Origin of the sequence: Hymenobacter psoromatis (genome assembly GCF_020012125.1) — a bacterium.
Classification (GTDB): domain Bacteria; phylum Bacteroidota; class Bacteroidia; order Cytophagales; family Hymenobacteraceae; genus Hymenobacter; species Hymenobacter psoromatis.
The window spans coordinates 3,257,394-3,281,153 of record NZ_JAIFAG010000001.1; the positions used below are offsets into that span (position 1 = coordinate 3,257,394).

At 61.1% G+C, this 23,760-nt stretch carries 14 protein-coding genes; 9 read left to right on the forward strand and 5 right to left on the reverse strand.

Translation table 11 applies throughout. The features are described 5' to 3' along the window. The first annotated feature begins 20 nt into the window (after window positions 1–20). The 4 genes from LC531_RS14165 to LC531_RS14180 all read left to right on the forward strand — a co-directional run bounded on the left by LC531_RS14165 (window position 21) and on the right by LC531_RS14180 (window position 7,434). Complete coding sequence (locus LC531_RS14165) at window positions 21–1,601, forward strand: RagB/SusD family nutrient uptake outer membrane protein (RefSeq protein ID WP_223651281.1); 1,581 nt, start codon at window positions 21–23, stop codon at window positions 1,599–1,601. Window positions 1,602–1,709: 108 nt separating this feature from the next. Continuing rightward, window positions 1,710–3,524, forward strand: coding sequence for a glycoside hydrolase family 13 protein (locus LC531_RS14170; RefSeq protein ID WP_223651282.1), 1,815 nt, complete (start codon window positions 1,710–1,712; stop codon window positions 3,522–3,524). Between the two features lie 180 nt (window positions 3,525–3,704). Beyond that, window positions 3,705–5,783, forward strand: coding sequence for a glycoside hydrolase family 65 protein (locus LC531_RS14175; RefSeq protein WP_223651283.1), 2,079 nt, complete (start codon window positions 3,705–3,707; stop codon window positions 5,781–5,783). Window positions 5,784–5,961: 178 nt separating this feature from the next. After that, complete coding sequence (locus LC531_RS14180) at window positions 5,962–7,434, forward strand: 3' terminal RNA ribose 2'-O-methyltransferase Hen1 (protein WP_223651284.1); 1,473 nt, start codon at window positions 5,962–5,964, stop codon at window positions 7,432–7,434. Window positions 7,435–7,442: 8 nt separating this feature from the next. Here the strand turns inward: LC531_RS14180 and LC531_RS14185 are convergent, their stop codons facing one another. Next, complete coding sequence (locus LC531_RS14185; RefSeq protein WP_223651285.1) at window positions 7,443–9,134, reverse strand: ATP-dependent nuclease; 1,692 nt, start codon at window positions 9,132–9,134, stop codon at window positions 7,443–7,445. Between the two features lie 144 nt (window positions 9,135–9,278). On the opposite strand from LC531_RS14185, the gene LC531_RS14190 reads away from it, so the two are divergent. Both LC531_RS14190 and LC531_RS14195 read left to right on the forward strand, forming a co-directional pair. Continuing rightward, on the forward strand, window positions 9,279–11,894 hold the full coding sequence (locus tag LC531_RS14190) for a polynucleotide kinase-phosphatase (RefSeq protein WP_223651286.1): 2,616 nt from the start codon (window positions 9,279–9,281) through the stop codon (window positions 11,892–11,894). Between the two features lie 186 nt (window positions 11,895–12,080). Continuing rightward, window positions 12,081–12,800, forward strand: coding sequence for a hypothetical protein (locus LC531_RS14195; protein WP_223651287.1), 720 nt, complete (start codon window positions 12,081–12,083; stop codon window positions 12,798–12,800). A gap of 142 nt (window positions 12,801–12,942) precedes the next feature. Here the strand turns inward: LC531_RS14195 and LC531_RS14200 are convergent, their stop codons facing one another. From LC531_RS14200 to LC531_RS14215, 4 genes are all read right to left on the reverse strand, one after another. Continuing rightward, on the reverse strand, window positions 12,943–15,951 hold the full coding sequence (locus LC531_RS14200; protein ID WP_223651289.1) for a PAS domain-containing protein: 3,009 nt from the start codon (window positions 15,949–15,951) through the stop codon (window positions 12,943–12,945). A 162-nt stretch (window positions 15,952–16,113) separates the two neighbouring features. Further along, window positions 16,114–17,088, reverse strand: coding sequence for an MBL fold metallo-hydrolase (locus LC531_RS14205; protein ID WP_223651291.1), 975 nt, complete (start codon window positions 17,086–17,088; stop codon window positions 16,114–16,116). 73 nt (window positions 17,089–17,161) lie between these two features. Next, a complete protein-coding gene (locus LC531_RS14210; RefSeq protein WP_223651293.1) occupies window positions 17,162–17,809 on the reverse strand; it encodes a hypothetical protein in 648 nt (215 codons plus the stop codon). 95 nt (window positions 17,810–17,904) lie between these two features. Further along, on the reverse strand, window positions 17,905–18,321 hold the full coding sequence (locus LC531_RS14215; protein ID WP_223651296.1) for a hypothetical protein: 417 nt from the start codon (window positions 18,319–18,321) through the stop codon (window positions 17,905–17,907). 218 nt (window positions 18,322–18,539) lie between these two features. Here LC531_RS14215 and LC531_RS14220 point away from each other — a divergent pair, with 218 nt between their 5' ends. The 3 genes from LC531_RS14220 (at window position 18,540) to infB (ending at window position 23,592) form a co-directional block, all read left to right on the forward strand. Beyond that, entirely contained in the window at window positions 18,540–19,013 is a 474-nt protein-coding gene (locus LC531_RS14220) for a ribosome maturation factor RimP (protein WP_223651298.1), read from the forward strand. Between the two features lie 72 nt (window positions 19,014–19,085). Next, window positions 19,086–20,447: a transcription termination factor NusA gene (gene nusA, locus LC531_RS14225; RefSeq protein ID WP_223653966.1), complete on the forward strand. Its 1,362-nt coding sequence runs from the start codon at window positions 19,086–19,088 to the stop codon at window positions 20,445–20,447. Window positions 20,448–20,571: 124 nt separating this feature from the next. After that, complete coding sequence (gene infB, locus LC531_RS14230) at window positions 20,572–23,592, forward strand: translation initiation factor IF-2 (protein WP_223651300.1); 3,021 nt, start codon at window positions 20,572–20,574, stop codon at window positions 23,590–23,592. Window positions 23,593–23,760 lie beyond the last annotated feature (168 nt).

Here is a 23,760-nt window from a genome sequence, read left to right on the forward strand (position 1 = left end):
ATCCATAGCTCTTCATTTTTATGAAAAAGATACTCAGCGCGGCAGCCATGCTAGCCCTGCTTCAGCTGGCAAACAGCTGTAAGATTAACGAGGAATTTCAGGGAGTGCTGACCCCCGCGCAAGTGGGAAGTGGTAACGCGTCCTCGCTGCTCGATGGCGTGTACAACGCCATGCGCACGCCATTTCAGGGAGCTACGCTGGTGTTTGCCCTCTCGGAGGTAACTACCGATGAGCGCCTGATGCCTACCCGCGCCGGCGACTGGGACGACAACGGCCAGTGGCGTCAATTGCACCTGCATACCTGGGATGCCAACCATGCGCAGGTGCGCGATGCCTACTCCAACCTGGGCGGTGTGGTGTTCGCGGCCACCGACATGCTGCAAACTCAGTACGGTGCCAGCAAGGAGCAACAGGCCGAGGCCCGCTTCGTCCGGGCCTTTGCCAGGTACTGGACCCTCGACCTCTACGACCAAGTGCCCTACCGCACACCGGGCGACCTGGTATCGACCAGCGCGCAGGTGCGCAAGGGTACGGCCGAACTCACCGACATTATTTCGGAGCTGACCACGGTGATGCCCGACCTGCCCGACGCTAGCGCTGGCGCGCCCGTGAGCCGGGCCACTAAAGATGCCGCCCGCTGCCTGCTGATGAAGTGTTACCTCAACAAAGGGGTGTATGCCAACCGGGCGGCCCCCACGTTCGACCCGGCCGACATGAACATGGTTATTACCCTGGCCGACCAGGTTATCAACAGTGGGCACTACAAGTTCGCCAATAACTACTTTGACAACTTTGCGCCCGACAACACGGCCATCGGCACCGAGAACATCTTTACGGAGCTAAACATTGGGGGCGTAAGCAGTGGGGCGCAGTACGATTTGTGGCGCTTTATTTCGCACTATAACATGACCCCTACCGGCTATAACGGCCCGTGCGCGTTACCGAGCTTTTATAACAAGTATGAGGCTACGGACCTACGCCGGAGCCAGGTGTACTCGTATAAAAACGGCCCTCCCAACCCATTCAAACATCAGAATGTAGGGTATTTGATAGGCCAGCAGTATAGCTTGGTTTCTACCACAGATGTTGCGCTGACTGACCGCCTGGGCAATCCGCTGGCCTTCACGGCCGCCGTGGACCTCATCGAAACCGGCTCCAACCTGGAGGTAACCGGTATCCGGCCCATGAAATACCCGCCCGACTTTACCAACAATTCGGCCGGTACGATTGACAACGACATGGTGCATTTCCGGCTGCCCGACGTGCTGCTGATGAAGGCCGAAGCCATTATGCGCGGCGGTACCGGCACCTCGGCCGGCACCTACGGCAGCACCCCACTGACCCTGGTCAACGCCATTCGCACGGACCCTTCGCGGGCGGCTACCGCCCTCGCCAGTGTCAGCCTAACCGACATCTACGACGAGCGCGGCCGCGACCTGTTCCTGGAGCTATGGCGGCGGCAGGATATGGTGCGCTTCGGCACGTTCCTAGGTCCCATTGAGCAGGGCCCGACGAGCAGCGACCCGAAATACCTCATCTTCCCCATTCCGAACCAGCAGTTGGCGGTGAATGCGAATCTAACGCAGAACCCCGGCTACTAAATCCTTCTCTTCGGCCGCCGGCGGCTGCGTCTTCGCAGTTTCGGCGGCCGATTTGTGTCCGGCCCTTTCGCCCAAAGAGTTTATTTTCTTGGCTTTAAGTATCTTTTGATGAATTACTTATCTACCGTATTAGCCGCTGCTTCCTTAGCCGGCCTGCTGGCCGCCTGTAGCCAACCCGCTACTACGGAAACCGCCACTATGGCCGCCCCCAACGCGGCCGCGGCCCCCGTTACCGCCGCGCTGGCCCAAAAGCCTATTTGGTGGAAGGAAGCCGTGGTGTACCAGATATACCCGCGCAGCTACAAGGACAGCAACGGCGACGGGGTAGGTGACCTGCGCGGCATCATCTCCAAGCTCGACTACATCAAGAGCCTGGGGGTGAACGTGATTTGGCTGAACCCGATTTATGGCTCGCCCAACGACGATAATGGCTACGATATCTCCGACTACCGCGCCATTATGAAGGACTTTGGTACGATGGCCGACTTTGACGAGCTGCTGAAGGGAATGCACCAGCGCGGGCTGAAGGTGGTGCTAGACCTGGTGGTGAACCACAGCAGCGACGAGCATGAGTGGTTCAAGCAGTCGAAAAGCGGGCGCGATAATCCCTACCGCGACTACTACCACTGGTGGCCCGCCGAGCGGGGCGTGCCCAACAAGCGCCAGAGCTTTTTCGACGTGAAGGGCGACGCCTGGGCCTACGACGCGGCCACCAAGGCGTACTACCTGCACTACTTCTCGCGCAAGCAACCCGACCTGAACTGGGAAAACCCTAAGGTGCGCCAGGAAATTTACAGCATGATGCGCTTTTGGTTTGATAAGGGCATCGACGGCTTTCGGATGGACGTGATTCCGTTCATCGCCAAGGACACTACGTTTCCGGTTATCCCGGCCAAGTACCACGGCGATTTTGGCCGCTACTACGCCAACGGCCCCCACCTGCACGACTACCTGCAGGAAATGCACCGCGAGGTGCTGGGCAAGTACGATGTGCTGAGCGTGGCCGAAGGCGCGGGCGTGACCAGCGACCAGGCCCTGGAATTTGTGGACCCCGCCCGGAAGGAGCTGAATATGCTCTACCACTTCGAGGGCATGGGCGTGGGCAACGTGCCCGGCCTCAAGTACCGGATGCGCAAGCCCGAAGGCTATAGTCTGCTGGAATTCAAGCAGGTGTACTCGAAGTGGGACAAGATATTCGCCGAGAAAGGCTGGGGCACCATCTACCTCGGCAACCACGACCAGCCCCGGATGGTGACGCGCTGGGGCGACGACCGGCCCGAATTTCGGCCAGCCTCCTCGAAGCTGCTCACCACGTTTTTGCTCACCATGCGCGGCACGCCCTACTACTACGGCGGCGACGAGCTGGGCATGACCAACATCAAATTCAACAAGATTACCGATTATAAAGACATCGAAGTGCGCAACATGTACGCGCAGCTGAAGGCGGAGGGCGGCGACCTGGCGCAGTTCGTGGAGGCCCAGAAAATCTCGGGCCGCGACAACGGCCGCACTCCCTTTCAGTGGGATGCCTCGGCCAATGCGGGCTTCACCACCGGCACGCCCTGGCTTCAACTCAACCCCAACTACGCGCAGGTGAATGCCGCGGCCGAGGAGAAAGACCCGAATTCCATCCTCCAGTATTTCCGCCAGGCCACGGCCATGCGCCGGCAGCACAAGGTGCTGGTGTACGGGCAGTACCAGCTGCTCGACGCGGCCAACCCCCATATTTACGCTTACACCCGCACCCAGGGCGCGGAAAAAGTCCTGGTAGTGCTCAACTTTTCGTCCGAAAAACGTGACTGGGCGCTGCCCACCGGCCTCACGCTGGGCGGCAAGCCTTGGCTCAACAACTACCCCACCTTTACTCCCGCCGCCACGCTGGCCCTGCTGCCCTGGCAGGCCGTAGTGGTGCCGCTGAAGTAATCATCAGGTAGATAATACATTAATTCAGAATGTCATGCAGACCGCAGGGAAGCATCTCGCGTGGGGTAGTAACTCAATCGTTGCAACGAATTTAATTACTGCTGCCTGCGAGATGCTTCCCTGCGGTCTGCATGACGTTCTATTCTTACGACCAACCACGCCCCTATCCATTCCCGCCCCATGCCGCCCTTTCCAACCCTAAAATTAAAGTTCCTGCTGCCCGCGCTGGCGCTGGCGCTAGCCGGCCCGCCCGCGGCGCAACAAGCGCAGGCCCAGACGCAAACGCCCGACCCCTGGCGCATAACGGCCGATAAAATTGACCCGGCGCACTACTACGGCGAGACGGTGGCCAACGGGGTGCTGGGCATCGTGTCGTCGGCGGTGCCGTTTCAGGTGAAGGACGTAGTGCTGGCCGGCACCTATGACCAGTACGGGCGGGGTAGGGTCAGCAATTTTCTCCACACGTTTAACCTGCTCAATATGTACCTGGAAGTGGACGGCCGCCGCCTGGGCGCGGCCGATGCCACCAACTTCCGGCAGGAGCTGGACATGCGCGGCGCCTCGCTGACAACCACCTTCGACTACGGCGACCGGGCCACTATTCAGTACACCTACTACGCCCTGCGCCAGCTGCCGTTTACGGCGCTGCTCGACGTGCGCATTACCGCCAAAAAGGACCTGAGCCTGACCGCCGCCAGCGTGATGGAAGCGCCCGACGCGCTGCGCGACGTGCAGAATTACTACAACGAAATCGACCGGCCGCACGTGACATTGAGCCTGCTGACCTCGACGGCCAAGAGCCCGACCGGCAAGCTGACGCTGTGCGCCAGCAACAGCTTTTTGTTTGAGGAGCCGCACGGGCAGGAGCCGCGCATTATCCACGAAATGTGGGACAGCAACATGCACCTGATGAAGTTCAGCAAGACGCTGAAGGCCGGGCAGACCTACGGCTACGCGGTGGCGGGCACGGCCATCAGCTCGGCCCACCACGCCGACCCGCTGAACGAGGCCGAGCGGCTCACCATTTTTGCCCGCCTCGAAGGCCGGCAGCGGCTGCTCGATTTTCACCAGAAAGCCTGGCAGGACCTGTGGAAAAGCGATATTGAAATAACCGGCGACGCGCAGGCGCAGCAGGACGTGCATTCGATGCTCTACCACCTGTATAGCTTCTCGCGGGCGGGCACCGATTATTCACCCTCGCCGATGGGCCTCTCGGGCCTGGGCTACAACGGGCACGTGTTCTGGGACACGGATTTGTGGATGTTCCCGGCGCTGCTGGTGCTGCACCCGGACATTGCGAAATCTATGGTAGAGTACCGCTTCCGGCGCTTGGAGCCGGCCCGGCGCAATGCCTTCGCCCACGGCTACAAAGGCGCGATGTACCCCTGGGAAAGCGCCGATTCGGGGGTAGAGGAAACGCCGGTCTGGGCGCTGAGCGGGCCGTTTGAACACCACATTTCGGCCGATGTGGCGCTGGCCGCCTGGCAGTATTATTCCGTAACGCAGGATAAAGCTTGGCTGCGCTCAACCGGCTGGCCGATTATCTCGGCCACCGCCGACTTCTGGGCTAGCCGGGTGGAGCGCAACGGCCCCGGCCACTACGACATCAAGAACGTGGTGGCCTCGGATGAGTGGGCCGAAAACGTGGACAATGATGCCTTCACTAACGCCGCCGCCCAGCAAAACCTGCGCGCCGCCGTGGCCGCCGCCAAGCTGCTGGGCCTACCCCCCGACCCCGACTGGACGCTGGTGGCGCAGAATATTCCCATCCTAAAAATGGCGGACGGCACCACGCAGGAGCACGCCAGCTACCACGGCGAGGGCATCAAGCAGGGCGACGTGAACCTGCTGGCCTACCCCCTGGGCGTGATTACGGCCCCCGCCCAGATTAAAAAAGACCTGGTGTACTACCAGAGCCGGGTACCCGACGAAGGCACGCCGGCCATGACGCAGGCCATTTTCGCGCTGCTCTACGCCCGGCTCGGCGACGCGGGTCAGGCCCGGCATTTTTTCCGGGATGCCTACCAGCCCAATCTCCTACCCCCCTTCCGCGTCATTGCCGAAACCAAGGGCGGCACCAACCCCTACTTCGCCACCGGCGCGGGCGGCGTGCTGCAAGCCGTGCTCATGGGTTTCGGCGGGCTAAATATCACGCCGGCTGGCATTGGGCAAGTAAAAAGCGTGCTGCCCACCGGCTGGCAGTCGCTGCATATTACGGGGGTAGGGCCGGGTCGCAAAACATATTCAGTGGGGAAATGATGAGTACTAGATAATGGGGTATCGGGATAGTTTAGAACGGTCATGCTAAGCTTGTCGAAGCATCTCTACCGCTTCAACCGTGCCGTTCAATGAAGCGGTAGAGATGCTTCGACAAGCTCAGCATGACCGTTCTTGTAGCAGAATACCTTGAAAGCGACTGCCAGCCCCCGCCTACCCCATGCTGCTAACCATTACCACCACCTACCAGCCGGCCACCGACCTGGGCTACCTGCTGCATAAAAACCCCGCCCGCCTGCAAAGCGTGGAGATTACCGGCGGCCTGGCCCACGTTTTCTACCCCGAAGCCACGGCCCAGCGCTGCACCGCCGCCCTGCTGCTCGACCTCGACCCGGTGGGCCTGGTACGCGACCGCCACGGCGATTTCGCCCTAGCCGAGTACGTGAACGACCGGCCCTACGTGGCCTCGTCGTTTTTGAGCGTGGCCCTGAGCAAAGCCTTCGGCACGGCCATGAACGGCACCTGCAAGGACCGGCCTGCGCTGCCCGCGCAGGCCCTACCCCTGGCCGTGACGGTGGCCGTGGTGTCAGCCCCCGGCCCCGACTGGCCGCGCCGGCTGTTTGAGCCGCTGGGCTACCAGGTCGAAACCACCGCCTACCCCCTCGACGCCACCGTGCCGGCCTGGGGCGCGAGCCCCTACTACACCCTGCACCTGCGCCACGACGGCCTGCGTCTGCAAGACCTGCTGGCCCACCTCTACGTGCTGCTGCCGGTGCTCGACAACGACAAGCACTACTACGTGGACCAGCAGGAGGCCGACAAGCTGCTGCACCGCGGCGGCGACTGGCTGCCCCGCCACCCCGAGCGCGACTTCATCACCCGCCGCTACCTGCGCTACCTGGGCAGCATCGTGAACCAGACGCTGGAGCGGCTGCTGGAAGGGGTGGAGGAATCGTCAAGTAGCGTGGACTCTGCGAGTCCGCAAGTGGGGGCAACGGCAAACGACCGCGCAGAAACTGCAAATTCGCAAGCGCCGGAACCGGACGGTGCGACGCGCGGACTCGCAGAGTCCACGCTACTGCCCAAACTCACCCTGCACGACCAGCGCCTCCAGCAAGTAGCCCACGAAATCTACCAGCTCGCCCCCAAGCGGGTGCTGGACCTGGGCTGCGGTGAGGGCCGGCTGCTGCGCCTGCTGCTGCGGCAGCCCAAAATTGAGTTTATCCGGGGCCTGGATGTGTCGCACCAGGCGCTGAGCCGGGCGGCGCAGCGCCTGCGCCTAGACGAGATGGCCCCGCGCCAGCGCGCCCGCATCGAGCTGGTGCAGGGCTCGCTGCTGTACCGCGACGCGCGCCTGGCCGGCTTCGACGCGGCGGCGCTGGTGGAAGTCATCGAGCACCTGGACGAAAACCGCCTGGCCTCGCTCGAAGCCGTGGTGTTTGGCCACGCCCGGCCGGCGCACGTCTTCGTCACGACCCCCAACGCCGAGTACAACCAGCTGTTTGCGCTGCCGGCCGGCGAGTTTCGCCACGCCGACCACCGCTTCGAGTGGACCCGCGCCGAGTTTGCGGCCTGGGCCACCGGCGTGGCCGCGCGCCACGGCTACCAGGTGCGCCTGGTCGGCATGGGCGAAGCGGCGGAGGGGGTAGGCGCGCCGTCGCAGTTGGCGGTGTTTGGGTTACTCGTAGATTAGTTTACAAGTTACTTGAATAATTTATTCAATGATTTTGATAGCTTATAGAAATCTTCGTAGGTGTCTAAGTTTTTAACGCTTTCTTCTTTAAAAACGTCAAATATTTTACTTTTTAGCTGATTCCTGGCATCTTTACCATCATTAGAATTTTCCATTGCTTTTTGGACAAGTTCTACATTCCTCGAATAAGTCATGTTAAGCAGAGAAGGTGGAACCAATCCCTCTATGCATTTCTTACCCGTTTCATTTTTGCCGATAACAATGAATTCCTGATTTTCTTTTAATCCTAAAGTTTCAAAAGTTGATTTAACATCGCTATACTTATCTAAATCTACTGTTACTACAAATCTCTTAAATCTTTCCTTTATAAATCTCAAGAGAATATTATTTTTAATATTTCCAGCCCCACCATAAGCGAAAATTTCTCCATTAAACTTTAGACGCTTATCACCATGAATCTCACTTTTTAATAATTCTAAGTAGTTTTTATCGTGTTGACCTTCAACCAGAATAATATCGTTTGAACTACTGAATATAGTATCTTTTAAAGGACTAAAATCATTTCCAGCGATTCCTAATGATAGTGAGAATGGCTCATACCATTTCTCTCCTGAAGTATCAATAACTTCAGAGCCTTTATTAGTTGAACTTAAATTTCTCTCAAGAAGGATATTAGCCTTTGGTACTTTATGGCTAAGTAAGTAAGGACTGTGGGTAGCGACTATAATTTGGATACTTAGTTCAGATGACAAATCTTGTAATATTCTGCCGAACTCAGCTTGAGCAGATGGATGCAGGAAGCTTTCTGGTTCTTCAATAATAACTATGGGGGTTATTTTACTATTAACAGTTAATGAATTCTGCATTCTTTTCGCATTCATCAAATTCAACAGGATTAATGTCCTATTTTTAGTACCGCTACCCCAATCTTGTAGGGATACGTCTATTCCTTTTTCTTTAAGAGAAATTTCTATATTTTCTCTTTCTATATTCAGGCTAGATATTCCAAGTGAAACATCATATTTTTCATCTAAGCGACCCATTAAAGCTGCTAACTCTGCTTGGTGGCCTTTCAACGATTTCCTGACACTATTCTCTAAACCTTCTTTCTTCTTGGCTATTTCAACGCTACCCTCCTTCTCAAGGTAGGATAGCAAATAGTCTGTCCTTCTACTAAAATAATATGGAGCATTCTCTGTTGAATTGTGAAATAATACACTCTGAAAGCTCCTTATTCTATTCAATAATTCTTCCCTTTTATAAGAATCCTGCACTTCATATTCTCCAAAGACAATTTTTGTTTCTGGAGTTGATTTACCTGACTTTAATTCTAAAGAAATAGTCAGTGTCTCTTTAGAATTGCTTAATTTTTCCTCATCTTTGAATATAAGTTCTTTTATAAATTTATAAATTCCAGCATCTTGATTTTCATCAATTTCAAGTTTAATTTCGAGTTTTATATCTTCTTTTTCGCGCTCTTTTTTCTTCCAATGTGGGTAATCATTTTGAAAATTAAGACCATCTATTGAATAATCTCTAAGGATTCTGTAATCAAAAGTCAGAAAAAAGAGCATAGCTCTTATGATGTTCGACTTACCAGAATTATTTTTTCCAGATAAAGCATTATAATGAGGATTAAAATCAACTGTCAAATCCTCTAAACTTCTGAAATTTTTCGTTGAAAGGCTTTTAATTACCATAGTATTAAAACAAAATATTTATTTCTTCGCTCAGCCTGAATTAGTAAAGCGGTGAATACTGCTCGCAAGATACTTGTAAAGTATCAGAATACACCAGTGATAAAATAGATTTTTTATCTAGCAAGGATTTAATTTCTAGTATTTATGCCCCAAGATACCCTCAAAGTCCCTGAACTCTCCCTGATTCTGCTCATTGGCAGCACGGGGGCGGGCAAGTCCACGTTTGCCCGGCGCTGGTTCAAGCCCACCGAAATCGTGTCGTCGGATGCGTGCCGGGGCCTGGTGGCCGACGACGAGAACGACCAGTCGGCCAGCGCCGATGCCTTCGCGCTGCTGCACTACCTGGTGGCCAAGCGCCTGCAACGCGGGCTGCTGACCGTGGTGGATGCCACTAACGTGCAGGCCGAGGGCCGCAAGCCGTTGGTGACCCTGGCCCGGCAGTACCACGTGCTGCCGGTGGCCATCGTGCTCGACGTGCCCGATGCCGTGGCCCACGCCCGCAACGCCGCGCGCCCCGAGCGCCGGCAGCTGGGGCCGCACGTGGTGGCCCGCCACCGCCAGCAGCTGCGCCAGAGCCTGCGCCGCCTGCGCGAGGAGGGCTTCCGGCAGGTGTTCCACTTGCGCGGGGAAGCGGAAATCGAGACCGTGCAGGGCATCGTGCGCGACCCGCTCTACAACAACCGCCGGCAGGAAACGGGGCCGTTCGATATCATCGGCGATGTGCACGGCTGCTACGACGAGCTGGTGGCGCTGCTCACCCAGCTCGGCTACGCGGTGATGCCCGAGCCGGTGGCGGACGCCCGCGACCTGGGCGTGCGGGTGAGCGCGCCGGCCGGGCGGGCGGCCATTTTCCTGGGCGACCTCGTGGACCGCGGCCCCGCCTCGCCGCAGGTGTTACGCCTGGTAATGAGCATGGTGCAAAGCGGCGCGGCGCTGTGCGTGCCCGGCAACCACGACATCAAATTACTGCGCCACCTCAGCGGCAAGAAAGTGACCGCCAACCACGGCCTGGCCGAAACCCTGGCGCAATTGGCGGGCGAGCCGGCGGGCTTTCTGGGGCAGGTACGGCAGTTTCTGGACGGGCTGGTGAGCCACTACGTGCTGGACGGCGGCCGGCTGGTGGTGGCCCACGCGGGCCTGCCCGAAGCCATGCAGGGCCGCGGCTCGGGGGCGGTGCGGGCCTTCGCGCTCTTCGGCGAGACGACCGGCGAGACCGACGAATTTGGCTTGCCCGTGCGCTACGAGTGGGCCCGCGACTACCGGGGCCGCGCCCTAGTGGCGTACGGCCACACGCCCGTGCCCGACCCGGAGTGGCTCAACAACACGATTGACCTGGACACGGGCTGCGTGTTCGGGGGCCGCCTCACGGCCCTGCGCTACCCCGAGCGCGAGCTGGTGAGCGTACCGGCTCAGCGGACGTATTACGAGCCGGCCCGGCCGCTGAACTACCGCGCCGCCCTACCCCCCGCCACCGACCCAACGGCCGCCAGCGACCTCAGCGCCCAACAGCAGCAGGACGATTTGCTGGATATTCAGGACGTGACGGGCAAGCAGTTTATCGAAACGCGGCTGCTGCGCGGGGTCACCGTGCGGGAGGAAAACGCGGTGGCGGCGCTGGAAGTGATGTCGCGCTTCGCCCTGCATCCGAAGTGGCTGCTGTACCTGCCGCCCACCATGTCGCCGACCGAAACCTCGGCCCTGCCCGATTTGCTGGAGCATCCGGCCGAAGCCTTTGCCTACTACCAAAAGCAGGGGGTAGGGCGCGTGGTGTGCGAGGAAAAGCACATGGGCAGCCGCGTGGTGGTGGTATTGGGGAAGGACGAAGCGGCCATTCGGCGGCGGCTGGGGCTGGCGGGCGAAGGCATCGGCAAGTGCTACACCCGCACCGGCCGCAACTTCTTTACTGATAGTGACTTGGAAACGGCCTTCCTGGCCCGGCTGCGCGATGCGCTGACGGCAGCGGGCTTCTGGGAGCGCTTCGATACCGACTGGGTGTGCCTCGATGCCGAGCTGCTACCCTGGTCGGCCAAGGCGCAGGAGCTGGTGAAAAGCCAGTACGCCGCCGTGGCCGCCGCCGCCAGCGCCGCCCTGCCCCAGGCCGAAGCCGCGCTCACCGCCGCCGCCGCCCGCGGCCTCGACGGGGCCGCCGCCCTACTGGCCCGCACCACCGCCCGCCGCGAAGCCGCCACTGACTACGCTGACGCCTACCGCCGCTACTGCTGGCCGGTGGAGTCGCTCGACGACCTCAAACTGGCCCCCTTCCACCTGCTGGCTACCGAGGGCAAAACGTACTTCGACCGCGACCACGCCTGGCACATGGAAACCCTGCGCGCCCTCGCCCTCGCCGACCCCGGCCTGCTGTGCGCTACCCCCTACCAGGTGGTGGACCTGGCCGACCCCGCCGCAATAGAAAGCGCCACGCAGTGGTGGGCCGACCTTACTGCCGCCGGCGGCGAAGGCATGGTGGTAAAGCCCTACGACTTCATCCCGGCCGGCAAAACCCTGGTGCAGCCCGCCCTCAAGTGCCGGGGCCGCGAGTACCTGCGCCTCATTTACGGCCCCGATTACCTGCTGCCCGGCAACCTGGAGCGCCTGCGCCAGCGCGCCGTAAAAGCCAAGCGCAACCTGGCCCTGCGCGAATTTGCCCTCGGCGTGGAGGGCCTGGAGCGCTTCGTGGCCGGCCAGCCCCTGCGCCGCGTGCACCAGTGCGTGTTCGGCGTGCTGGCCCTGGAAAGCGAGCCGGTTGACCCGCGGCTGTGATGGGTAATGAACAAGTTGTCCTTGCGAGCGAAGTGAAGCAATCTTTCCTTCCGCCAGGGGTAGTAAACCCAACGATGCGAACGACAAGGAAAGATTGCCGCACTTCGCTCGTAAGGACAAATCAGCTTTCGCACGAGCCCTGCATACCCGTAGCTTAGCGCGCAGGTCCCTTTTCTCACCCAACGCATGAAGCCCGTCCCTACCGAGGTCCCGCCTACCCACCCGGCCCTGCGCAGCAGCGTGCTGGTCAATCCCCTCGGCGTGCTGGTGGCCATGAGTCTGTTCCTGGGCGTCATGCTATTACTGGAAGCGTTCCTCGTGAGCCCGTCGGGCTACCCCTGGCGGGGCGGCCGGCCGGCCTGGCTGCTAGGCGCGGGGCTGCTAACGCTGGGGCTGGCCGGATACGCCACCTGGCGCAGCAACCGTCCCCGGCTGCTGACCCTCACCCGCGCCAGTCTGCGCCTGGAACCGCTGGGCGACAACGGAGCCGCCGCGGCCGAAACCATTCCCCTGAGTAGCATCGTGGCCTACAAATACTGGCTGCGCGTACTCAGGCTTCAGGTTTTCGTGCAGTATCACCTACGCCTGGAGCTGGCTGATGGCCGGGTGCTGCACCTGGCCGACCGGCCCGGCACCCGCCCCACCGACCCTGCCGGGGCCGTCCGCCTCGATGCGGTGGTCAAGCGGCTGGCCCGCTGGGTGCCGCCCGGCACGCGGGTGCGCCAGCTATTTTTCCTGACCCGCACGGCGCGCGTGCTGTTGTGGCTGAGCGGGGCGTTGGTCATGATGGCCGGGTTGCTGCTGTGGGCCGGCTACCCGGCGGGCAGCCTGCTGCTGTTTCCGGCGGTAATTTATGGGGCCAGCTACTACCTGGGCCGGGGCGTAGCCGAGATTACGGCGAAGTAGGGCGCGGGGCTTGTCCCCGCCCGTCATGGAACGAAACCAGGGCGAATTGTTCCACGACGGGCGGGGACAAGCCCCGCGCCCTACTTCGCCAACTAGCTTACAGTGAATTCATTTGAAAGACCTGACTCCGGCAAGCTAAAGCTTACCCTACGCTCGCTTCCTCGTCCGGCAACCGCACGGTGAACGTGGAGCCTACCCCCGGCTCGCTCTGCACCGTGATGGTGCCGCCGGCGTTATCCACAATTTTCTTCACCATGTAGAGCCCTACCCCCGAGCCCTCGACGTGGCTGTGCAGGCGCTGAAACATGCCGAAGAGCCGCGTTTGCTGCGCGGCGGTCAAGCCGAGACCGTTGTCCTGCACTTCGAGCAGGCACGCGCCGGCGGTGCGGCGGCTGCGCAGCTGCACCACGGCGGGGCGGTCGGGGGCCGCATATTTCACGGCGTTGCTGAGTAGGTTGTAGATGATGCTGCGCAGGTTTTTGGGCGCGAACGATACCGTGGGGCAGGCCGCCACATCTACCAGCACCCGCGTGCTGGGGGGTAGGGCGGGAGCCAGGTCTAGGCTGATTTCCTCGATGAGCGTAGCCAGGTCTACCGGCTCGGCGGGCTGGGCGTGGGCCTGCTGCAGCTTGGAAATATCGGTGAGGTCGCCGATGGTTTTCTGGAAGCGCTCCACCGCGTCGCCCATCATGCGCAGCAGGGGGCGCACCTGCTCGGTTTGGCGCACGGCCGGCGGCAGCTGCTCGCGCAGGGCCAGCAATAAGCCTTCGATATTGGTGATGGGCGCTTTCAGGTCGTGCGAGGCCGCGTAGATAAAGTTATCAAGGTCGGCGTTGGTGCGGGTCAGCTGCTGGTTGGTAGCTTGCAACTCCTCATTAGCCAGAGCCAATTGCTGGCGGGCGGCTACCTGCTGGCTCACGTCGGTGGCCAGCACCACCACCGCCGACGGGCGGCCCGGCGGCCCGGCCAGCGGCTGGTACACCACGTTGAAGAACAACGGTACGCGGTGCCGCTCGTGGCTCAGCACAGCCGGCATTTCGTGGGCCACGTAGGGCATGCCCGTTTGCCGCACTTCATCAAGCAAGCCCCGGAAATGGTGGCCGGCCGCCGCGGGCAGCACGTCAAATACCGGCTGGCCCACAGCCGCGGCCGCGGGCAGGCCCCACAGCGCGCACATGCTCGAATTCACGATTTCCACCACGTAGTCAGGTCCTTGCAGGATAGCAATGGCCACCGGAGCCTGCTCAAATACAGCTTGCAGCTGGGCCTGCGCGGCGGCGCGCTGCTGGCGGGCCAGCACCTGCTCGGTCACGTCGTAGGCAAAAACCGAGATGCCCCCGATTTGCCCATCTTCCCGGTACGCCTGGTACGTAAAGTTGAAGTAGATGTCCTTGGCCGGGGCTGCCGCCGTAGCCTCCGTCCGAAGCAGTAGCTCATTGCCAAAAAACGTTTCGCCGGTTGCGTACACCTGGTCCAGCAGCGCCACAAAGCCCTGGGCCTCAGACTCGGGCTGCGTTTCGGCAACGGTGCGGCCCTGTAGCTGGCGGCCGGGAAATAGCTGCTGGTAGGCATCGTTGAAGTAAGCCAGCCGATGCTCAGGGCCCCGCAAAAAAGCTACGACCGCCGGGGTTTGCTCAAACACCCGGTAGAACGCCTCGCGCTCCTGGGCTTGGCGCTGGGCCGTAGCCAGCACCTCGGCCTGCAAGGCCGCCGCCTGCCGCTGAGCCAGCGTCTGGGCCGTGATGTTGAGCGCAAATACCACTACCCCGTCAATGCGCCCCTGCTCATCGTAGCGCGCCTGCTGAATATAGTGAAAGTAAAAGTCTTCGGGCGGCCCGCCTTTGTGCCGGGCCATCGGAATCAGGATTTCCGGCTCCTCATGGGTTTCGCCGGTTGCGTACACCCGGCGTAGCGTGTCCCACACGGGGCTGCTGGCCAGCTCGGGCAGGGCCGCGAGTAGGGGTAGGCCAATTAAAGTGCGGCCTGGAAATAGCGCCTGGTAGCCGGGGTTCACCAGCTCCAATAACAAGTCGGCCCCACTCAGGATGCAGATGGCCGCCGGGACCTGCTCGAAGAGCCGCGCCAGCTGCCGCCGCTGCTGCTCGGTGGCGGCCTGGGCGCGGCGCAGGGCCTTCGTGCGCTCGGCCACGCGGGTTTCCAATTCCTGGTTGAGCTGCTGCAACTGCAGCTGGGCTTCGGCCAGGGCGGCGTTACTAGCCAGAAATTCCTCGTTGGCGGTCGTTAGCTCCTCATTGGTAGCGGCCAGCTCCTCGTTGGTGGCGGCCAACTCTTCGTTTAGGCGCTGCACCTGCTGGCGAGCCAATACCTGCTCGGTCACGTCCACCGCAATGTCGAGCACGCCGAGCAGGCCGCCCTGCACATCGAGTAGCGCCTGGTACACGAAGTTGAAATAATGCGTTTCGAGCCGGTCGTTTTGCAGCAACTGCGCGGCAACTGCCTGGCCCACAAAAGGTACCCGCGTGCGTGCTACCTCCTGTATCAGCTCCGTAAAGCCCTGGCCCTGCAGCTCAGGCACGCCCGCTAGCAACGGCCGGCCTACTACCTCGGCTGGCGGGTAGCCCCACATGGCGCATAGCTGGTCGTTGGCGGCGGCCACCACGCAGTCGTCGCCCTGAAACAAGCCGATGGCCACCGGGGCCTGCGTCAGCACGGTTTGCAGCAGGTTGCGCTCGCGCTCGGCGGCCTGGCGGGCGGCCTGCTCGCGGGCCTGGCTCTGGCGCAGGGCCTGCTCCAGGGCCGGGTGCTCAGGATGCTGGCTACTATCTATAATACTGACTACCAACACTTCGCCACTGCGGCGGGCGGCTACCAGAAAGAAGCTCTCCTGCTCTTGGGCCCGGTAGGGAAAGCCAAACTCGCCGGCCTCGCCCGTCTCAAACACGCGCTGGTAGAAGGCCAGCAGGCCGTTGCTTTGGGCATGCGGAAAGTGCTGGCTCACGGGGCCGCCCGGCCGGGCAGGCAGCCCCACCATGCGCTGCCCGGCGGGGTTGAGGTAGTCGAGGCTGAAATCAAGCAGTTCGCCGCCCGGCCCGTAGAACGGCCGCAGCAAATTGAGCGCCGTCAGCGACGCCTCTAATACGCTCTCTAATAAGTCGTTGCCAGCAAGCAGGTCGGGCACGGCGGCACTCATAGCCAAAAAGGGAAGTTCGGCTGCCCTGCGGGCAGCATAGACATCGTTGCCGAAAGCTACGGATAAAGCCGGGTCCGGCTGGCTTTATTCTCAATTACCTGGCGGGTAGTATCACCGCAGTTGCAAGTGCCGTTTTGTTCTCTTCTAAGAAATACTACCCCCTCAAAACAGCAGCCGCTCGCCCTGCACCGGAAACACCAGTCTCACGCCCAGCTGATTACCCGCCACCAGCTGCTGCCGGATGAGCGCCTCATTGGCCGCCGTGGGCTTGAGGTGGGTGATAACCACCGGCAGCCCGCGCAGCGCGGCCGGCCCCGCCAGCTGGCCCAGCGCGCCCAGCTCGTGCAGCAGCAGCGCCGGCGTGAGGTGGCCGAAGAGCCGGGCCGGCGGCTGGTCGTTGGGGTAGGAGGCTTCGATGAAAATAACCCGCAGCTGCCCCTGCCGCAGCAGCGGGGCTACGGCCCGCCAGAGGTCGCGCAGGCAGTGCGTCTGCTCGATGTCATCGGCCCCGGTATCGCCCAGGTACAGCAGATAGCTATCTTGGCTGCGCACCAGAAAAGCCGTGCTCTGATAAGGCCGGCCGTGACTGAGCGCGAAGGCCTGCACGCTCAGCGGCGTGCCGATGAGCGGCGTGGGCTGTCCCGGCACCAGCGCCCGCAGCGCATACTGGCCCAGCGCCGGCGCCCTACCCCCATCGCCGAAGTTGGGCCAGGCACGCCAGTTCAGGTAGTCGTTTTGCAGCGTGGCCAGGCAGGCGGGCAGGCCATAGAGAGGCTTGGGCGCGTCGTCGGGGGCATTGAGCAGCAGGCCCGCCACATGGTCGAGGTGGGCGTGCGAAAGGCAGTAGCCTTTGATAGAGTCGCGCAGCAGAGCCTCCACCGGGCCAGCTAGCACGCTGGTGGCCACGGCTCGCTCCAGGCCGGGGCGCAGGCTGCCCGCGTCGAGGCCCACGTAGGCCGGGCTGCCGGCTGCCGCCACCAGGTAGGCCGAGAGGTTGCCTTCGGCCAGGCCGCCCTTCACTCCCAGCGGCACCACCCGAAAGGCCGGCCGCTGCGCCAGCACCGGGCCGGCCAGCCCTGTCCCCAGCAGCACCAGCAACCAGCCACATCGGCGAGCAAGGGACTTAGTTTTTAGCATCTCGAAAATCAACCTGCCGCATACACGTGTGCTGCCGCCCGCACAAGCTACTATTAGTCAATTAAGACAGTCATCAGCCAATAGCTCCATTGAAATCATATGGGTAGCCAATTTCCTGCAAGTCAGCGGCTAGCATCGTCCAGTCGGGCACCTCGCCCACTATGGCCAGGGCGCGGGCCTTGGTCAGCGTTTCGTGCCGGTAGAGGGGCGCGACTGCGGCAGCCGTAATGGGCTTTCTGTCGGTTTCGTCAGTATAATACTCAGTGGCCCAATCAGCATAGGTAATGGGGTCATTATCAAAAATATACAATAGCTCTTCCGAGCCGTCGTCGGGGTTTTCAACTACCCCCGTTTGCCAGCCCTGGGCCGGCGTGTACCAAAGGCAGAACGTGGTGCCGATGGAGCTAACCGGTTCGCCAAACATAAACTCCGTAAAGGCCGGGGGCAGGCCGTGGGTTATCTGCTGCTTGTCCGGTTGCTCGTACTCGTGCAGAAAGCCGCTGATAACGCAGCCCTCGGGCCGAAACAGCACTAGCAGCTGGTCGCCCTCGCCATCGCGCATCTCCAGAATAGCCTCATTCTCTGCCCAATCGGGATTGTAGGAATAGTAGCGGTACTCCCATTCGGGTGAGTTGAGGGCGTCGAGCACGGCCAGCGCCTGGCCAAGGCGCTGCAAGTCGGCGGCGGGGGGTAGGGCGGCGTAGTTGGTGGTGGAAAGCATACAGGTAGCGGGTAGGTGGCGGGGCCTAAACATACGACCGCCGCCGGCGCAGGGCCGGCGGCGGTCGCAGGAAGGCGCGAGGTACGGGCGGCCTCCTACCCCACCGCGAGCAGCCAGCTCTCGGCGGCGCGCATAGCATCAAAGCGCTGAAAGATAAAGCCTTCGGGGGCAGTACTCATCACCGACTGCGCAGCGAGGCGGTGCAGCGGGTCGGCACCTTCCACGATAGCGCAGTGCCGCACGTTACCCAGGCGCATGGCGCGGGGTATCCAGTTATTAGCGAGCCAGTTTTGCGCCTCCAGCGACAGCGGGGCTCGCTGCCCGTGCTCCGATAAGATAAGGCGGGTATTGGTGCTCAGCAGCAGGGCCAGCACCTGCTCGTAATACGCCTCGATGATAGCCAGCGGCAGGCGGCCGGGAACCCAGATGAGGTGGGCGTAGCCAGCGGCGCGGTAGTAAAGCTGGCCAGCCTGGTTTTCAAAATAAAGCGTTTCGGGCGGGCGGAGCAGCATGAGGAGTGGAAAAAGCAAGGATAGAAACGGCGGGAGCCGCTCACACCATTTTGGTGCCAGAAATGCAGCACCGCCCGGAGTTGACCCGAGGGGGGGGGGGGGTAGGGCGGCACTTGGCAGTCCGCCGAAAGCGCCGTACCTTTACCTCAGAAATTGGTATTCAATCTGCTAAAGAGGGGACGCGCAGTCCCCTCTTTTTTTGTCCCCTACCCCCTGCTATGGCCCAATTTGACCGTCACCGCATTCAGCAGCTGCTCGCCGAGGCTCTTGGCGACAGTGGCCTGTACGTGGTCGGCCTCACCGTATCGGACTCCGTAATGCCCAAGCTAACGGCAACCCTCGACGGGCCCGCCGGCCTCGGCATTCAGGAGTGCGCTCAGGTGACGCGCCGCCTCAACCGCGCCCTCGCCGAGACCTATGGCGAAGACGCCGCCTACTCGCTCGAAGTGACCTCGCCGGGGGCCGACCAGCCCCTCACCGACCCGCGCCAGTATCCGCGCCACGTGGGCCGCAGCCTGCTGCTAAAGCTGGCCGATGGTACTGAGAAAACCGGCCCGCTCGTGGCCGCTACCCCCGAAGGCATTGAGCTGGAAGAGGTTATCAAAGTGAAAACGAAAAAGACTACGCTGCCCGCCGCCTTTTTTCCTTTCGGGGACATTCAGGAGGCGACCGTTGTTATCTCCTTTAAGTAAGTTTCCAGTCGAAAAATCATGGCTAAAAAAGTAGTCCCCAGCCCGCAGGAAGTCGCCGCCGCCGCGGCCGACCTGAACGCCCGGATGCTCATCGAGAACTTCCAGGAGTTTGCCAAGAGCCGCAATATTGACCGGCCCACGATGATGTCCATCCTGGACGACGTATTTCGGACGATGATTCGCAAAAAGTTTGAGGATGACTCTAACTTCGACGTGATTGTGAACCCCGACAACGGCGACCTTGAAATCTGGCGCAACCGCGAAATCGTGGATGATGATTCGGAAGACATCTGGGATTTTGACAAGATTCCGCTGGCCGAGGCGCAAAAGATTGAGCCCGACTTTGAAGTGGGCGAGTCGGTAGCCGAGCCGATTAAGATTGAGGATTTTGGCCGCCGGGCCGTGCTGCTGGCCCGCCAGACGCTCATCCAGCGCGTGAAGGATATGGAGCGCGACAACCTCTACCAGAAGTACAAGGACCTGGTGGGCGAGATTATTACCGGCGAAGTATACCAGGTATGGAGCCGCGAAGCGCTTATCCTAGACAAGGACGAGAACGAGCTGGTGCTGCCCAAGAGCGAGCAAATACCCAAGGACCGCTACCGCAAGGGCGACACCGTGCGGGCCGTGGTGCACCGCGTAGACGTGGTGAACGGCGCGCCCAAAGTTATCCTGAGCCGCGCCGCCCCGGCCTTTCTGGAGCGCTTGTTCGAGCAGGAAGTACCTGAGATTTACGATGGCCTTATCAGCATCAAAAACGTGGTGCGCGAGCCCGGCGAGCGCGCCAAGGTGGCCGTGGAAAGCTACGACGAGCGCATCGACCCGGTGGGCGCGTGCGTGGGCATGAAGGGCAGCCGCATTCACCCGGTGGTGCGTGAGCTGATGAACGAGAATATCGACATTATCAACTTTACTGATAACCTGGAGCTATTCATTGCCCGCGCGCTGTCGCCGGCCAAGGTAGGCTCTATGAAAATCAGCGAACTAACGGGCCGGGTTTCCGTGTTCATGAAACCCGACCAGGTGAGCCTGGCTATTGGCCGGGGCGGTGCCAACATCAAGCTGGCCTCGCGGCTGGTGGGCATGGAGATTGACGTATTCCGCGAAGCTACCGACTACGAGGAAGACATCTCGCTCGATGAGTTTACGGACGAGATTGAAGGCTGGATTATCGCTGAATTAAAGAAAATCGGCCTCGATACCGGCCGGGCCGTACTAGCCGTCAAGAAAGACGATATCGTGCGCCGTACCGAGCTAGAAGAAGAAACCGTGGACGATGTGTACCGCGTTATCCGGCAGGAATTTGCCGACGATGATGCCTTACCTGCGGAGGATGCCAGCCCGGCACCGGCCGCCGACACCGACAGCGCCCCGGCTGCTAATACCGACAGCGACTCCGCTGCCAATACTGACAGCACTCCGGCCGCCCAATGAGGGCCGGGGCCAACCGCCAGCGGGTACTTTATTAAATCAAGCCAGTAGGCTTGACTTATAGCCTGCTGGCCAGATTTAATCTTTACCTTTGCACCCTGAACGTAATCGTTCGCAACATAGCAGAATGGCGGAAGCAACCCCGAAACGGCTTTTACAGGCAGCCAAAGACCTGAACATTGGCATCGACCGGGCCGTCGAAGCCCTTTCCCGTAAGGGGATTGCGATTGAGAATAAGCCCACTACCAAGCTTACCGGCGAGCAGGTGGGCCTGTTGGAGAAAGAATTCGCGGCCTCAGCCCAGGATAAGCAGGATGCTGAGCGCCACACCCAGGCCCGCCGCCAAAGCGAGCTGAACGCGCAGGCCCAGGCCGCCGCGGCCAAGCCCGCACCGGCAGCCCCTACCCCCCCACCCGCGCCCAAGCCCGTCGTGGTGGCTCCGGCTCCGGTCGTGGTCACTGCTGCGCCTGCGCCGCCCGCCCCAGCTCCGGCTCCGGTGGCTGCTCCCGTAGCGGCCGCCGCCCCAGCCCCAGCCCCCGCGCCGGAGGCTCCCAAGGCTCCCGGCCTTAAGGTTTTGGGCAAGATTAATTTGGATAGCAAAGGCCGGGTTATTCCGGCCCGGCCGGCTACGCCAGCTCCTACCCCGAAGCCTGCGCCCGTTAGCGTGGCACCTACCCCTACTCCTGCGCCAGCTGCTGAACTGAAGCCGGCCGCGCCAGTACCAGCCCCGGTGCCGGTAGCTGCTGCTGCCGTGGCCCCGGCTCCCACGCCCACCGTTGCGCCAGTTGCGGCGGCTCCGGCCCAAGTGCCTGGCCCTACTACCCCTACCCCTGATGCTCCGGCCGACGCTGCTGAGGAAGGCACCATTACGGCGAAAGCCGACCAGCTAAAGGGCCTGACTGTGCTCGGCAAGATTCAGTTGCCGGTTGATTCCAGCCGCCGGGGTCCCGGCGGCCGCGGGCCGCGGCCGGTGGCCTCATCCGACGTGCGCAAGAGCGGCGTGGGTGCCAATAGCCAGAAGAAGCGCCAACGCTTACCTGCCCCCGGCCAGCCTAGCGGTGGCCAGCAGCAAAGCAGTGGCTACCAGGGTAACCGCCCCGCCGGTGCCGGCCAGGGTGGCAACCGCCCCGGCGGACCAGGCCAGAGTGGCAACCGCCCCGCTGGCCCAGGCCAGGGCAACCGGCCCGGCCAAGGCAACAACCGCCCCAGCCAGCCGCAGCCCGCGCTTACGCCCGAGCAGAACGATAAGCAGATTCAGGAGCAAATCAAGGCAACGCTGGCGAAGCTGAGCGGTGGCAAAACCAACGCCGCTGCCAACCGCGCCAAGTACCGCCGCGACAAGCGAGGCATGGCCGCCGAAGAGCGCGAAGCCCTGCGCGCTCAGAACGAGCTGGATGCTAAGACTCTCAAGCTCACCGAGTTCATTTCGGCCAACGACCTCGCATCGCTCATGGACGTGAATGTGAACGAGGTGATTAAGGTGTGCCTTGGTATGGGCATGTTCGTCTCCATCAACCAGCGCCTCGACGCGGAGGCTATCACGGTGATTGCCGACGAGTTTGGCTACGACGTGGAGTTTCTCTCGGCTGAAGAAGACGAGGAGCCGATTGACATGACCGACGCGCCGGAGGACATGCTACCCCGCGCGCCCATCGTGACCATTATGGGCCACGTGGACCACGGCAAAACATCGCTACTTGACTATATCCGTGAGGCGAGCGTGGCGAAGGGCGAGGCCGGTGGCATTACCCAGCACATTGGCGCTTACGAGGTGAAAACGAAGTCGGGCAACCCGATTACTTTCCTCGATACGCCGGGTCACGAAGCCTTTACGGCCATGCGGGCCCGTGGTGCCAAGGTGACGGACATCGCCATTATCGTGATTGCGGCCGACGACTCGGTGATGCCCCAGACCAAGGAGGCCATCAACCACGCACAAGCCGCCGGTGTGCCGATTATCATTGCCCTTAACAAAGTAGACAAGCCTACCGCCAACCCTGAGAAAATCCGGGAGGAGCTTTCGCAGATGAATATTCTGGTGGAAGAGTGGGGTGGCAAATACCAGAGCCAGGAGGTATCAGCCAAGTCGGGTATCGGCGTGGAAGACCTGTTGGAGAAAGTACTGCTCGAAGCCGAGCTGCTCGACCTGCACGCTAACCCCAACCGCAATGCGATAGGCACGGTTATCGAAGCCGAGCTGGACAAAGGCCGCGGCTACGTAACCACCGTGCTGGTGCAAACCGGCACGCTCAACGTGGGTGATATCGTGCTGGCCGGCCCGCACTACGGCCGTGTGAAGGCCATGACCGACTACCGCGGCAAGAAGAAGAAGCTGGCCGGGCCCGCTACCCCCGTGCAGGTCCTTGGCCTGACGGGCGCGCCCCAGGCCGGCGACCGCATTCAGGTGATGGAAACCGAGCGCGAGGCCCGCGAGCTGGCTACCCAGCGCCAGCAGCTGGCCCGCGAGCAGAGCATCCGCACCAAGAAGCACATCACCCTGGACGAGATTGGTCGCCGCCTGGCTATCGGCTCGTTTAAGGAACTGAATATCCTGGTGAAGGGCGACGTGGACGGCTCGGTTGAAGCACTCTCCGACTCGCTGCTAAAGCTCTCTACCCCCGAAGTGAAGGTGAATATTCTGAGCAAGGGCGTGGGCGCTATCTCGGAAAGCGACGTGCTGCTGGCTTCGGCTTCGGATGCCATTATCATTGGCTTCCAGGTGCGGCCCTCGCAAAGCGCCCGCAAGCTGGCTGAGCAGGAGCAGATTGACGTGCGCCTGTACTCCATCATCTACAACGCCATTAATGAGGTGAAGGATGCGATGGAAGGGATGCTGGCCCCGACGCTGCACGAGGTAATAGTGGCCAACGCCGAAGTACGCCAAGTGTTCAATATCACCAAGGTGGGCTCCATCGGTGGTTGCATGGTCACGGATGGTACCTTCACCCGCAAGACCCGCGTGCGGGTGGTGCGCAACGGTATCGTAATGCACACCGGCGAAATTCAGGACCTTAAGCGCTTCAAGGACGACGTAAGCGAGGTGCGCCAGGGCTACGAGTGCGGTATTTCGGTCAAGAATTTCAACGACTTGCAGGAAGGCGACAACATTGAGGGCTTCGAGGAGCAGGAAATCAAGCGCAAACTATAACCGCGGATTCAAGCGGATTTAACGGCTTGCGCAGAGACGCCGCTAAAGCGGCTGACTAGCCGATATTCCTGGTGCTTTTCAACGCACCAGGCATAACAAGAAAGGCCACCCTGATGGGTGGCCTTTCTTGTTATGCCTACGCAAAACGTAAGAAAATGAAAGCGCAGT